The following is a 13,947-nucleotide window of genomic DNA, read 5'->3' on the forward strand; positions in this document are numbered from 1 at the left end:
GGGCGGGCTTGGCGGCGGGCGCCGGGGCGGCGGCGGCCGGCGGCGCGGGAATCACGCGGCCGCTGCCGGCATCGCTGCCCGGCACGGTGGCGATGGCGGGGCCGGTGGCGCGCAAGGCATCGTCGGCAAACGGCTGGGCGCGCGTATCGACGCCGGGCGGCACGGGCACGCTGGCGTTGAGCAGGCGGCTGTCCGTGTAGATCATGCGCGACAGCTGGTTGTAATTGGGGAAGTCGATATTGAGGGATTTGCCGTCGGCCGCCAGCTCCACGCGGGGGCGGTCCTTGCAATTGCCCACCGTCCATTGCAGCACGTCCGTGCCCTGGAAGGCCAGCACTTCATAGCGGTAGGCGCAGCTGCGCTCCTGGGTTTCCACGATCACGACCGTGCGCTCGCCCACGTTTTCCACGCGCGCCACGCGGGCCGTGACGGCGTTGGCCAGCGGCACGACGCGGAAGGCCTGCGACAGCTTGATCGAATACTTGCCCTGCGGGTCCTTGCGCAAGGTGCCCTCCGTGCCGTCGCGCAGGCAGAAGGTGGAGATCGGCGTGCCGAACAGCTCGGCCGTATCGAGGCCCACCATCACGCCGCCGCGGCCATTCGGCGTCATGGCGCAACCCGTCAACAGGACGCCGGCGGCCACGCCGGCCATCAGCTTGCGCCAGTGCGCGGATACAAAACTCTTATACGTTGTCATGCTGGATAACTTTCTCTTATTTCGGGTCAGGGATTGATGACGGCCAGCGGATTGCCCGGTCCGGGCGGCGGCAAGACTTTCTGGCGGTTGCGCGACAGCAAGGTGAAGGCGCCGAGCGTGTCCGGACCAGCGACGATTTCCAGCTGCTCGCGCTGCAGCCAGGTGCGCAGCTCCGCTTCCGTCGCGTCGGCGCGGAACAGCACGCGCGTGCGCACGCCCGTCTCGACGCCGCTGCCGCTGCGGAACTCCGCATTACCGACGACAGCCTGGTCTTTCGGCAGGAACAGCCACGCCGACTGCACCACCATCACGCTGGCGGCCACGGCCGTGATGACCTTCAGCCAGCGGCTGGCATTGGCCGCCCGCACCGGCTTCGATACGGGGGCGACGGCATCGGCCGACGCGATCTGCAGCTGCTGCAGCCCCTGGCGCAGCAATTGCCGGTAGGCCACGCGGCCATCCTTGCCCAGCTCGCTCGACAGGGGCGTGCCCGTCAAGGCGTAATCGTCGCCAGGCAAGGCCACGCGGGCGATGACGCCGGGCGCAGCAGCCGCGGCATTGGCGCGGCCATGTGCTTCCAGCCAGCGCGCCGCCTGCAGGCGCTCCTGGCTGAACACGCCGATGCAGGCGCCCAGGTCCGTCACGGCCAGGGCCAGCGGCATGTCGCACAGCACCAGGCCGGCGCGGGGATCGGCGGGGGCGTCGCGCTCCTCGACCACCAGACCGCAGGCATCCGCATACGCCGTGTCGGGCGTGACGAGCCAGCCGCGCCAGCGCTGCCGCGTGCTGTCCCAGGCATCGAGCAGCACGGCGCCGAAGCCGGGGCAACGCGCCAAGAGGTGCACCTGTCCGCCCGCAATGGGCCGCGCGGCCAGCGGCGCCGCGTCGCTGCGGCGCGCAAAGCGTTGCAGCAGGTGTGCCGGCACGGCAATGCCGCGCCAGTCGGGGGTCTCGCCGCTGATATCCGCATCCAGCAGTTCGGCGGAAGACGGCGGCGACGGCAGGCGCGCGGCCACGATGGCCAGCGGGGGCGTCAATGCATTCATGCCGGTGGCCTTTCATCAGTGTCGGGGGAGGTGGACACGGGGTCCATGTGCAGGGATAACGCGGCCGCGCATAAAATATCCAAAACTATTTGCGCCGCCTGCAGGTCGCCCGCGCCCAGGCTGTCGCCCACGCGCAGCTTGAGCAGGGTCAAGACCCAGCTGCCCAGCAGGGTGGCGCGGTGGGCCGGCTCGACCACCTGGCGCCCGGCGCTGAGGCGATCGCCCTTCTGCCGGTGCACGAGGCCCAGCTTGCCGCCGTGGTAGTGGGCGGAGGCGATCTGTTCTGCCAGCTCCTTGACGGGCATGCCGCCGCAGCCGCAGTGGCGCAGCAGCAAGATCAAGTCGCGCGGCAAGGTGGCGATGAAGACGTCGGCTTCGGCGCGCACCTGCTGCGGCGTGAGCTGGTAGTCGCGCAGCGGCGCGGCATAGGCGTCGGGCGCCTGCAAGTCGCAGCCCTCCTGCGCGTCGGCGTCCTCGTCATCGCGCAACTTGCGCAGCTGGTCGATGACGAAGCGCTTGAAGTACAAAAACAGGGCGCCGACGTGGTGCGGCGCGGCATCGCTGTCGCCGTGCAAGACTTTTTCGATGAAAAACTGGTGGCGCAAGTCGGCCAGGGTATCGCCCAGCGAGGCCGCCTCGCGCGGGCGGCACGGCGTCAGCGCGGCGATCACGCGCTGGTAAAACTCGCCTAGTTCGCCTTGTGTCAGCTGCTGGCGGCGGGTCCAGAAATCATGAATCCGTTCAAATTGTTCCGATTGCAAAGCCGGTCCGATCGTGGGTTGGGCGGCACGCGCCACTGGCCGGCGGCACTGCGCACCGGCAAACAAGCAATGCGCTGCCAGACAAGAGAAACTTGTCAGTAAGGTAAAATGCATTTAAGCAATTTTCTCATATCAAACTGGAAATCGCTAACTTTTGTTACTTCAACGACAATTCCACCAGACACCGATGCGCCGCCTATTTGCCCTGTTGTTGACCCTCTTCTTTTTGCTGAACAGCAACTTCGCACTGGCCGCCGCGACGGCCGTGGCGGGCAACGCCGCCAGCGCGCCCGGCAAGCGCATGGCGCTGGTGATCGGCAATGCGGCCTATCCGCAGCCGTTGCTAAACCCCGTGAACGATGCGCGCGCCATGGCCGAGCGCCTGCGCCGCCTGGGCTTTGAAGTGCTGCTGCGCACGGACGTCACGGCGGCGCAGCTGCAAAAGGCGTCGGCCGAGTTTTCCACCCAGGCACGGGGCGCCGATCTCGCCCTCGTGTTTTACGCGGGCCACGGCGCGCAGGCGGGCGAAGCCAATTATGTGCTGCCGCTGGGCGCCAACATGAATGCGCTGAGCGCGTCCGCCATCGCCGCGCAGGGCGTGTCCGTCTCCAGCCTGGCGGGCGACCTGCAGCGCACGGGCGCGCGCGGCGCCGTGCTCATCCTCGACGCATGCCGCCAGGAATATACGCGCGGCGGCGCCGTGGCGCTGCCCGGCGGCAATGCGGCCAGCCACGGCTTTGCCGACACGCAGGCGCCACGGGGCGTGGTGATAGCCTATTCGGCCGGTCCCGGCGCCCTGGCGCGTGATTTCTGGTCGCCCGATTCGCGCAACAGCCCCTACACGAGCGCCCTGCTCGACGCGCTGGACGCGCCGGGCCTGTCCATGGGCGAGCTGTTCTCGCAGGTGGCGGCGCGGGTGGCGGCCATGACGCACGACGTGCAAAAGCCCCGCGTGTCGTTCGGCGAAACGTCAGCCCGCCTGGTGCTGAACATGGGCAGCGGCAAGGGCGTCAACCCGCCGGCGCCGGGCGTGCTGGCTTCCGGCAACAACGGCATGCGCGCCCCCCTCCCGGCGCCGGCGCCAGCGACGTCGCCCGCCGTCCCGGGCGCAAAAGTCTGGCCAGGCAATGTATTGCAAGACATCAACTATGAAATCCGCATGCAGATCGCGGCACGGCCGTTTCCCCGCCAGCAGCTGGAAAAACGCGCGCGGGGCGGCGACCTGGTGGCGCTGACGGCGCTCGGCTACGGTATCGGCGGCGGTGATGCTGGTGTGAAACAGCCGAAGGCGGGCATGCAGTGGCTGGAAAAGGCGGCCGCGAAAGACTTTCCTATCGCACAGACCTATCTGGCCGAATTGCTGATGGTCAAGGGCGACCCGGCGTCATTGAAACGGGCGGGCGTGCTGCTGGACGCCGCCTCGCAGGCCGGCTACAGCCCCGCCCACGCCTACAAATTCGACCTGGCGCGGCGCACGGGCGCGCCGCCGCAGGATGCGGCCCGCCATCTGCAGGATGCCTTCATGGGCTTGATGAAGGATTACCAAGGCGCCGCCAAGGACGTATTACAGCCGCCGAAAAAATAATTTCAAATAATTTTGGATTTCCCTGAACTGCCCCCGTTATCCGTGGGTACATGCAATACAGCATGACAGTGACCAGGGAAATCTTATGCACACATCCAGCCCGGCAGCAACCATTACCACCGGCCAACGGGGCCGTATCCTCGCCTACCAACCGAGCGGACAGGGTTCCGTCAGCGTGGCCGGCATCCAGCATGCCTTCGACGTGGCCACGCACTGGCGCTCGGACGTGGCGCCCGCCATCAACGCCGTCGTCGACGTGCGCTTCGACGCCGCCGGCGGCCTCGCCACTGTCACGGCCATTCCCGCCCAGCAACTGGCGCAGGAAGACATGGCCGGCGCCGCCAAGCTGGCGCGCGACAAGGGCCAGCAACTGTGGGGCCGGGCCGTCTCGGCGCTCGGCGTCAAGGTGCTGGGGGCTCTTGGCATGCTGATCGCCGGCGCCTTCATCTTCAACACCATCGGCATCCGTTTGTTCGCCTCCGTCTCGCGCACCTATTGGCAGCTGCTGGGCCTGTCTGCGGACAGCCTGGAAAGCTTTGCCCGCGATGGCGGCAGCGGTTTTACCTCGGCCCAATTCTTCTTCCTGCTGGCCATTGCCGCCTGCTGTGCCACCATGGTTAGCCGCCACCCGAAAGCGGCGCTGGGCAAGTGCGCGCCGCTGCTGTTCATCGTCCTCCACAGCAGCTTGCTGTTCATCAAGATCAAGGGCGCCGTCAGCGACGCGGGCAACACCATGGGCGGCATCATGGGCAGCCGCGCGGCCCGCATGGCCGAACAGATGGCCAGCGAAATGCTGGGCCAAGTGTGGCAGGGACTCTCGTTCGGCATCGGCTTTTACCTGGTGCTGGCGTCTTCCATCGTCCTGGCCGCTTACGGCGTAGGCGAATACAAGCGCAAAACCATCGGCTAAGTCACCCACTCTCCACTTACTTTCCACTTACTTTGAAGGAAATATCATGCACCGTACCCTGCCCGCCCTGCTCGCCATCGCCATCCTGCTGTCCGCCTGCGGCAAGACCTCCGAGAATGCAACGCCTGCGGCCTCGGCGCCCGCCACCAGCGTGGCCGACATGGCTGCCAAGGCGCAAGTCAAAGCGGCGGCCGCCAGCCTGCCGCAGGCGGACCCGGCCACGCCCACCTCCAGCTATGTCGACATCACCAGCGGCAACCAGTTGATGTACAGCTACATCGCCCTGTCCGGCGTGCCGCCCGACTATGCGGCCGTGGCGCAGCGCGTCTCGCGCGAATATGCGGGCAGCAACGACGCCTTCCGCAAGCAGGAAGTGCTCGACGCCCTGAAGCCGCAGATCGACGCCAAGGTCAATGAAGCCAAGACGAAACGCTATTTGCGCTACCAGATCAATGGCCAGGGCGCGCTGTCGCCGTACGTCATGGACAAGGCCGCCTTCCCCGCCAAGTTCGCCGAAGCGGGCACGTATTACTACATGTACGACAACGGCGACTACAAGCTGGCATTTACCAACGGCGACGGTTATTCCTTGCTGAAGGTGGACCAGGACGCGGCGCGCAAGATCGAGGCGGCGCGCAGCGGTTACAAGGATTTCGCCATCATCGTGTATGCCTACGCCCAGGAAGCGGACATGGCCAGCAACCAGGTCAAGGCGCAGATCGTCAAGGTGGCGATCAAGCTGAACGGGCAGGAAATTCCCGTCAGCCAGGCGCTGTAGAACGAGCTCGGTTACACTGTTCGCCACATTGCATCGGGATCGTGACATGGGCGAACAGACACTGGCGGAACAACAACTGGCCAAGGGCCGGCAACTGCAGCAGCAGGGCAAGCTGATCGAGGCGATCAACGCTTACCAGGCCGCGTATAAACAGGACCCGGCCCTGGCCGAAGCGCAGCATTTCCAGGGCCTGGCGATGCTGGAACTGGGCCAGGGCACCATCGGCCTCGGCCTGTTGAAACTGTCGCTCAGGCAGCAGCCGGACAACGCCCTGTTCCACTACAACCTGGGCAACGTCCTGCGCGGCACGGACAGCGAGGCGGCGCTGGCCAGCTACGCCACGGCGGCGCGGCTGGCGCCGCACGAACACGATTTCGCGATTCTTCATGCCGAATTGCTGCTGGGGAAACAGCGGCTGATGGAGACCATCGCCGAACTGGAGCGTGCCCACGCCCTGCGCCCGCAGCGCTGGCAAACCCTGCAAGGCCTGGCCGAGCTGTATTACCGCACGGGACAGCAGGAACGGGCCCTGGCCCGCTATGCGCAAGCCCTGGCCCTGCATCCGGCGCTGGCGCAGACGTACCGCATCGGCTTTGCCAACCCGCAAGCGGAATACGCCGAAACGTTGACGCCGCTCAATGTCGCAGATGACATACACGATTTTATCCGTGAAACCGACCTGCACATCATCGACGACTTCCTGCCCGACCCGGCCGCCTGGCGCGCCCAGGCGCTGGCTTTGCCATTCGAGCAGCAGCGCTATGCGGGACAGAACTATCCGGGCAGCCAGACGGCGGGCCAGCCCAGCCAGGCCATCATGGAGCGCATCGCCACGGCGCTGGGCCGCCCCATCCGCTTCATCTCGCCCGACAACGGTTCGTATCGCCTCAGCTATGCGGACGCGATGGCGCGCACGGATATCCACGTGGACAATGAGACGGGCAACAATTTCAATTTCTATGCGGGCGTGCTGTATTTGAACCCGCCCGAACAGTGCCAGGGCGGCACCACGTTCTGGCGCCACCAGCCCAGCGGCTGGTACCGGCGACTGCCCGAGGCGGACGTGAAGGCGGGCGGCTACGCCAGCTTCAAGGATTTCCAGAAACGCTGGCTGCCGAACAGTAAAGTGCAGAAATTCAACGACTTACAGGAACAGCGCGACAGTTGGCAAGCCCTGCTGGAAGTGCCGATGCGCCACAACCGCCTGATCGTCTACAAGGGCCATTATTTCCACTCAATCAGCAATGTGTTTGGCGACACGCCGGAAAATGGCCGATTGGTGCAGCTGTTTTTCTTTGAAGTGCCGGAGTAAGCATATGGCCCAGGTGTTCGCAGTAAAAATCGCCGAAGTTGGTGACGGCGCCGAAGAAAATGTTCAGGGCTAGGCGCCGTGCCGCAGGCAGTACGAATGTACGACAAGGCACGGCAACAACGCCATGGACGTTTTATTCGGTGATCGTCAATACATGTCCGCAGCCGTGGCGCGTACCGCTTTTAACAACATATCCGCCCCCGGCGACAGCAGATGATCCTGCTGGCGGATGATGCCGAAGGCATCCATCTTGCACGGCAATTCGATGGGCAAGATGCTCAGCACGTTCAGCGATTCATAGTAATGCGCCACTTCCGTCGGCATCACGTGCAGGGAATCCGTCTGCTGCAGCAAGGACGTGATCAAGAGCAAGGCCGTCGTGTCGACCACGTCCACGGGCGGTTCCAGGCTGGCGCGGCGGAACATCATGTCGAAGCGGTGGCGCAGGATGCTGCCTTGCGGCGGCAGTATCCACGGCTGGGCCGCCAGGTCCTTCAATTGCAGATTCTTGCGCGACAGCAAAGGATGGCCATTGCGCGCCACGGCGCTGGCCGGCTCTTCCGTCAATTCCTCGTAGATGAGGCCGGCGCTGCTTTCCTTTTCCAGGATGCGGCCGATCATGAAGTCCAGGGTGCCATGCTGCAGCATGTCCATCAGCGTATTGCTGTGCTCCAGGTGCACGCCGATGCGCATCAGCGGCGCCTGCTGCTTGATGCGGGCGATCGCGCGCGGCAGCAAGGCCATGGCCGGCGTCATGATGACGCCCACTTCCACCTGGCCCGTCAAGCCTGATTTGAGGGCCACGATGTCGTCATGCGCCAGCGACAGGCTCGTCAGGGCCATGCGCGCGTGGCGTATCATGGTCTCGCCGTAGATGGTCGGCTCCATGCCGCGCGGCAACCTGTCGAACAGGCGCACGTCCAGCATCTCTTCCAGGTCCTTGATTTGCTTGGACGCGGCCGGCTGCGTCATGTGCAATTCTTCCGCCGCGCGGTGGATGTTGCGCTGCTCGTCCAGGGCGATCAGCAGCAGCAGTTGCCGCGTCTTCAGGCGGGCTCGCAAGAACCAGTTGGGGTTGAGGGTATCCATGAATAAATCATATCATGATCGATATCAGTTTCTGGCTAATATCGATATTATAGATATCGGTTTGTCTCCTTTTTGTGCATGATCAACGGGCGCTCAGGAAGCCTTGCAGGCGGCGCTGGGATTGGCGGCCGGACCCTGCTGCGTCTGGTGGATGAACTCGATGGTGCCGTCCGGTTTGTACTTCAGCTCTTCCACGGCCACGGAACGGCGGTACTCGCCGCCGCCGGGCAATTTGTCGTTGTGATAGAAGATGTAGGACTTGCCGTTGAATTCGATGATGGCCTGGTGAATGGTTTTCACCACGGCATTCTTGTCCATGATAGTGCCGCGGAAATGCCACGGCCCCGTCGGCGTGGGACCCGTCGAATACGCCGTTTCTTCTGGGAAGTTGCGCGAGTACGACAAATAGTAGGTGCCCGCATGCTTGTGCATATAGGCCGCTTCCGTGAACGCATCCATGCCGAAGGTCAAAATCGGGCCGTCCAGCTCCGTCATGTTGGCCTTGAGCTTGGCGTACTTCAAGACCGTGTTGCCCCAGTAAAGATAGGCTTGCCCATCCGTATCGATGAAGACGGCCGGGTCGATGTCGTCCCACGGGATCGCCGTCTGTTTCGTCATGTCGTTCGTGATCAGGGCGCTGCCGCGCGCGTCGACGAAGGGACCGGTCGGGCTGTCAGAGACGGCCACGCCGATGGCCTTGCCGGGGATGGTCTTGTGGTCGACGGTGGAGTAAAAATAGTATTTGCCGCCGCGCTTGACGATATCGCCCGCCCACGCATCCTTGCCGGCCCAGGCGAAGGTCGAGTAACGCACGGGCGAGCCGTGGTCCGTCCAGTTGGCCATGTCGCAGGAGGAATACACGCGCCACTCGTTCATGCGGTAATCCGTATCCGTGGCGCTCGCTTCATCGTGGCCCACGTACAGGTAGACGCGGCCATTGTCGACCAGGGCGGCCGGATCGCCCGTGTAGATATTTTTCACGATGGGGTTGGCCGCCTGCGCGCCGAATGGGGCGCAGGCGAGCGCCGCCGCCATGCCGATGGCGGCACGTGTGTGTTGCTTGAACATCAGATTAACTCCCGTTGGTATGTTTCTGGCCCATGGCCATCAGTCTTTGCACGACGCAAAAGACGAACAGCAGGCCGCCGATGACGATCTTGGTCCACCACGAGCTGAGCGTGCCATCGAAGGCGATCAGGGTCTGGATGGTGCCCAGCACGAGCACGCCGGACAAGGCGCCCGCCACGTAGCCGTAGCCGCCGCTGAGCAGGGTGCCGCCGATGACGACGGCGGCAATGGCGTCCAGTTCCGTGCCTTGCGCATGCAAGCCATAGCCGGACAGCATGTAGAACGAAAACAGCACGCCGCCCAGCGACGCGCAAAAGCCGCTGAAGGCATAGATCAGCACCTTGGTGCGGCCCACGGGCAGCCCCATCATCAGGGCCGACTGCTCGTTGCCGCCGATCGCATACACGGCGCGGCCGAACGGCGTGGCGTGCGCCAGCCAGATGGCCAGCAGCAGGGTCGCCACGGCGATCACCACGCCGGGCGACACAAAACCGCCGAGGAAGCCCAATTGCGTCTGCGACATGGCGACGAACAGCGGATCGGCTATGGTGATGGAATTGATGCTGATCAAATAGCACAAACCGCGCGCCAGAAACATGCCGGCCAGGGTGACGATGAAGGGCTGCAGCTTGAAATAATGGATCAGCGCGCCCATGCCGGCGCCGAATACGGCGCCCAGCGCCAGCACGGTGGCGATCACTAGGCTCGGCGGCCAGTGCGCCACGTTGAGCAGCCAGGCGGCGATCATGGTCGACAGGGCCAGCACGGAACCGACGGACAGATCGATGCCGCCGGAAACGATGACGAAGGTCATGCCGACGGCGATCACCAGCAAAAAGGCGTTATCGATCAAGAGGTTAAAGATCACTTGCGTGGACAGCAGGCCCGGATAGGCGGCGCCGCCCAGGCCCAGCATCACCACCAGCAGCAGGACCGTGACGAGCGAGGTGAAATACGGGGTGTGCAGCAAGCCCTTCATGCTTTTCTCCGATGCAGCAATTGCTTGAATTCCGACGATTGCGACAGGCAGACGAGGAACACGACGACGGACTTGACGACCATGTTCACTTCCGGCGGCACGCCCAGCGAATAGATGGTGTAGGTCAGGGTCTGGATGATGAGGGCGCCGATCATGCTGCCCACCAGGCTGAACTTGCCGCCGGCCAGGGACGTGCCGCCCAGGGTCACGGCCAGGATGGCGTCGAGTTCCAGCATCAGGCCCGCATTGTTCGCGTCCGCGCTCTTGATGTTCGAGCTGATCATCAGCCCCGACAAGCCCGCGCAGGCGGCGCAAAACACGTAGACAAAGAAAATCAATGTCGCCGTCCGGATGCCCGCCAGGCGCGCGGCGACGGGGTTGATGCCGACGGCCTGGATGAACAGGCCCAAAGCGGTTTTCCGCATCAGCACGGCCGTGATGAGGAAGACGGCGGCGACGAGGAACAGGGAAAAGGGCAAACCGAACAAATAGCCGCTGCCGATGAAGAAGAAGGGCTGATAGTAGACGGTGACGATCTGGCCATCCGTCAGCAATTGCGCCAGGCCCCTTCCCGCCACCATCAGGATCAAGGTGGCGACGATGGGCTGCAAGCCCAGGCCCGCCACCAGCACGCCATTCCAGGCGCCGCACAGCAGGGCCGCGCCCAGGGCCGCCGCCAGGGCCCAGCCCATGGGGATGTTGCTCACGTAGGTGGGCACGCCGTTGTCCATCACGAGGGTGCCGCCGATCAGCATGGCGGCCACGGTGCCGGACAGGGCCACGACGGCGCCCACGGAAATGTCGATGCCGCGCGTGGCGATCACCAGGGTCATGCCCAGGGCCGCCAGCATCAGCGGGGCGGCGCGGTTGACGATATCGATCACGCTGCCGTACAAATGGCCATCGCGGATTTCCAGGTGGAAAAAGCCGGGGATGGCGCAGAAGGCCACCAGCAACAGCAGCAACAGCGCGGCCAGGGGCCGGCTCAGGGGGTGGTGTAAAACGGTATGCACAATGGAAGAATCCGTGGTGGCAGCCGCCCGGGCCGCAGGGGCGGCGGGCGACGAAGTGGTCATGCTCATGCGGTCTCTCCGGCAATCACTTGCAGCACGGAACTGTCATCAAGCTCGCCGCGCGCATAATCGCCGCAAGCCTTGCGGTCGCGCATGACGACAATGCGGTCGCTGCAGCGCAGCACCTCGGGCAGTTCGGACGAAATGAACAGGATGGCCATGCCCTTGCGGCACAGCTTGCTGACATAGCTCATGATTTCCTGCTTGGCGCGCACGTCGATGCCGCGCGTCGGTTCGTCGAGGATCAGCATGGCGGGCGACGTCACCAGCCAGCGCGCCAGCAGGGCCTTCTGCTGGTTGCCGCCGGACAGGCTGCCGATGGGCGTTTCGATGCTGGCCGTCTTGATGCCCAGCGCCTTCACGTATTCATCGGCCAGCGCCTGCTGGCGTTTGAAGGGGATGGCGCGCAGCAAGCCCGTGCGGGCTTGCAAGGCCAGGATGATGTTTTCGCGCACGGACAGCGACAGGATCGCGCCCTCGTGCTTGCGGTCTTCCGAGCAGAAACCGATGTCGGCGGCGATGGCGTCGCGCGGCACGTGGAAGTGGCGCGGCTGGCCCTGCATGGTGATCGTGCCCGAGTCCGCCTTGTCGGCGCCAAACAGCAATCGCGCCAGTTCCGTGCGGCCCGAACCGAGCAAGCCGGCCAGGCCCAGCAACTCACCCTGGCGGATGTGGAAATCCATGGGCAGCAGGGCGCCCTTGCGGCCGAGGCCCTGCGCTTCCAGCACGGTCGGGCCGAAGCTGGCCGCGCCCGCTTCTTGCGCCAGATCAAACGCCTGTTCCTGCGTGTCGGCCGCCACGCCGATCATCTTGTTCACCAGCGCCAGGCGCGACAGTTCACTGCACGCATATTCGCCCTCGCGCTCGCCGTTGCGCATGACCGTGATGCGGTCGGAAATGGCATAGGTCTGGTCGAGGAAGTGCGTCACGAACAGGATCGCCATGCCCTGCGCGCGCAGGCGGCGCAGCACGGAAAACAGCAGATGGACTTCCGCCTCGTCCAGGCTGGACGTGGGTTCGTCGAGGATCAGCACGCGGGCCGAAATATTCAGCGCGCGCGAAATGGCCACCATTTGCTGGATGGCCAGCGGAAAGCTGGACAGTTGTGCCGTGACATCGATATCGATCTGCAATTGCTGCAGCAAGGCACGCGCCTGCTGCTGCATGGCACGCCAGTCGATGGCCCCGAAGCGGCGCGGATAGCGGCCAATAAAGATGTTCTCTGCCACCGACAGGTTCGGGCACAGATTGACTTCCTGGTACACGGTGCTGATACCGAGCGCCTGCGCATCCGAGGTGGAGGCGGGGGCGATGGGCGTGCCGTCAAACAGGATCTGGCCGCTGTCGGGCGTGTACACGCCCGTCAGCACCTTGATCAGGGTCGACTTTCCGGCGCCGTTCTGCCCCATCAGGGTGTGCACTTCGCCCGGATACAGGCGCAGGGCGACATCGCTGAGTGCTTTGACGCCGGGAAAGGCTTTGCTGATGCCGCGCAACTCCAGCAAGGGAGCTGGCGCGGCAGTGTGATGCGCTTGCGTGTTCATCATGCGGCAAGCTTAGTATTTACGGTTCGGAAATTCCTTGGCGGCCACCTCGGCAGGGAACACGTTCTCCACCGTCGTGATGCGCGCCGGCACGGGCTTGCCGGCCACCACGTCGCGGGCGATGGACATCAGTTGCGGGCCAAGCAATGGGCTGCATTCCACGGTGACGTTCAGCTTGCCGGCGATCATGGCTTCAAACGCGCCTTTCACGCCATCGATGGAGATGATGATGATGTCCTTGCCCGGCTTCATGCCCGCTTCTTCGATGGCCTGGATGGCGCCGATGGCCATGTCGTCATTGTGGGCGTACAGCACGTTGATCTTCTTGCCTTCCGCCTTCAGGAACGCTTCCATCACTTCCTTGCCCTTGGCGCGCGTAAAGTCGCCCGTTTGCGAACGGATGATCTTCATCTTCGGATTCTTGCCGATCACTTCCTGGAAGCCCGCCTTGCGGTCGATGGCGGGCGCGGAGCCGACCGTGCCCTGCAGTTCGACGATGTTCAGTGTGGCATCCGGGGTTTTCTTGGCGTAATCGAGCAGCCACTGGCCGGCGCGGCGGCCCTCTTCCACGAAGTCGGAACCGATGAAGGTCACGTACAGCGATTTATCCGCCACGTTGACGGCGCGGTCCGTCAGGATGACGGGAATCTTGGCAGCCTTGGCTTCGCGCAAGACCGTGTCCCAGCCCGACTCGACGACGGGCGAGAAGGCGATGACGTCGACCTTTTGCGCGATGAAGGAGCGCAGGGCCTTGACCTGGTTTTCCTGCTTTTGCTGCGCATCGGCAAATTTCAGGGTGACGCCATCTTTCTTGGCAGCATCTTTGATGGAGACGGTATTGGCGGTGCGCCATTCGCTCTCGGCGCCTACCTGCGAAAAACCCATGACGAGGGGTTTGGCGGCAAACGCGGAAGGCGTGGCGAAGGTGGCGGCGGAAGCGGCCAGCAGCATGGCGCTGGCGAGGAGGGTGCGGCGGCTCAAGGTCATTCTTGTCTCCAGTTTTTTTATTGGAATACCATCACAGCCGGATGCCGGATGGGCGGTTTTTTATGAACCCATGGTAGGAGAAAGCAACATAGCCATCCAATCAATTCTTTTTCGCTTG

General features: G+C 64.2%; 13 protein-coding genes. 4 read left to right on the top strand and 9 right to left on the bottom strand.

Annotation, left to right across the window (positions count from 1 at the left end):
- From AC07VL_RS14025 to AC07VL_RS14035, 3 genes are all read right to left on the bottom strand, one after another.
- Positions 1 to 697: hypothetical protein (locus AC07VL_RS14025; RefSeq protein WP_494806421.1), on the bottom strand; the 697-nt coding region annotated here is incomplete at its 3' end.
- Positions 698 to 723: 26 nt separating this feature from the next.
- A complete protein-coding gene (locus tag AC07VL_RS14030; RefSeq protein WP_494806422.1) occupies positions 724 to 1,743 on the bottom strand; it encodes a hypothetical protein in 1,020 nt (339 codons plus the stop codon).
- Entirely contained in the window at positions 1,740 to 2,504 is a 765-nt protein-coding gene (locus AC07VL_RS14035) for a hypothetical protein (protein WP_494806423.1), read from the bottom strand. Before AC07VL_RS14035 ends, AC07VL_RS14030 begins: the two co-directional genes overlap by 4 nt.
- 187 nt (positions 2,505 to 2,691) lie before the next feature.
- On the opposite strand from AC07VL_RS14035, the gene AC07VL_RS14040 reads away from it, so the two are divergent.
- The 4 genes from AC07VL_RS14040 (at position 2,692) to AC07VL_RS14055 (ending at position 7,089) form a co-directional block, all read left to right on the top strand.
- Complete coding sequence (locus AC07VL_RS14040) at positions 2,692 to 4,089, top strand: caspase family protein (RefSeq protein WP_494806424.1); 1,398 nt, start codon at positions 2,692 to 2,694, stop codon at positions 4,087 to 4,089.
- Between the two features lie 85 nt (positions 4,090 to 4,174).
- Positions 4,175 to 4,999: a hypothetical protein gene (locus AC07VL_RS14045; protein ID WP_494806425.1), complete on the top strand. Its 825-nt coding sequence runs from the start codon at positions 4,175 to 4,177 to the stop codon at positions 4,997 to 4,999.
- 46 nt (positions 5,000 to 5,045) lie between these two features.
- Entirely contained in the window at positions 5,046 to 5,777 is a 732-nt protein-coding gene (locus AC07VL_RS14050; protein ID WP_494806426.1) for a hypothetical protein, read from the top strand.
- A 46-nt stretch (positions 5,778 to 5,823) separates the two neighbouring features.
- Positions 5,824 to 7,089 (top strand): DUF6445 family protein, encoded by a 1,266-nt coding sequence (locus AC07VL_RS14055; protein WP_494806427.1) that lies wholly within the window; start codon positions 5,824 to 5,826, stop codon positions 7,087 to 7,089.
- Positions 7,090 to 7,236: 147 nt separating this feature from the next.
- Here the strand turns inward: AC07VL_RS14055 and AC07VL_RS14060 are convergent, their stop codons facing one another.
- The 6 genes from AC07VL_RS14060 to AC07VL_RS14085 form a co-directional block, all read right to left on the bottom strand.
- Positions 7,237 to 8,178: a LysR family transcriptional regulator gene (locus tag AC07VL_RS14060; protein WP_070219038.1), complete on the bottom strand. Its 942-nt coding sequence runs from the start codon at positions 8,176 to 8,178 to the stop codon at positions 7,237 to 7,239.
- A 93-nt stretch (positions 8,179 to 8,271) separates the two neighbouring features.
- Positions 8,272 to 9,246: a glycoside hydrolase family 43 protein gene (locus tag AC07VL_RS14065; protein WP_494806428.1), complete on the bottom strand. Its 975-nt coding sequence runs from the start codon at positions 9,244 to 9,246 to the stop codon at positions 8,272 to 8,274.
- A gap of 4 nt (positions 9,247 to 9,250) precedes the next feature.
- A complete protein-coding gene (gene yjfF / locus AC07VL_RS14070) occupies positions 9,251 to 10,225 on the bottom strand; it encodes a galactofuranose ABC transporter, permease protein YjfF (protein ID WP_494806429.1) in 975 nt (324 codons plus the stop codon).
- The gene (locus AC07VL_RS14075) at positions 10,222 to 11,307 is read right to left on the bottom strand and encodes an ABC transporter permease (protein WP_494806430.1); all 1,086 of its coding nucleotides are present in this window, start codon (positions 11,305 to 11,307) and stop codon (positions 10,222 to 10,224) included. The genes yjfF and AC07VL_RS14075 overlap by 4 nt, the downstream gene beginning before the upstream one ends.
- Positions 11,304 to 12,845, bottom strand: a complete 1,542-nt coding sequence (locus tag AC07VL_RS14080; RefSeq protein WP_494806431.1) for a sugar ABC transporter ATP-binding protein — start codon at positions 12,843 to 12,845, stop codon at positions 11,304 to 11,306. Before AC07VL_RS14080 ends, AC07VL_RS14075 begins: the two co-directional genes overlap by 4 nt.
- Positions 12,846 to 12,854: 9 nt before the next feature.
- On the bottom strand, positions 12,855 to 13,829 hold the full coding sequence (locus AC07VL_RS14085) for an ABC transporter substrate-binding protein (protein WP_494806432.1): 975 nt from the start codon (positions 13,827 to 13,829) through the stop codon (positions 12,855 to 12,857).
- Positions 13,830 to 13,947 lie beyond the last annotated feature (118 nt).

This window comes from Janthinobacterium sp. GW821-FHT03C08, from assembly GCF_059420905.1.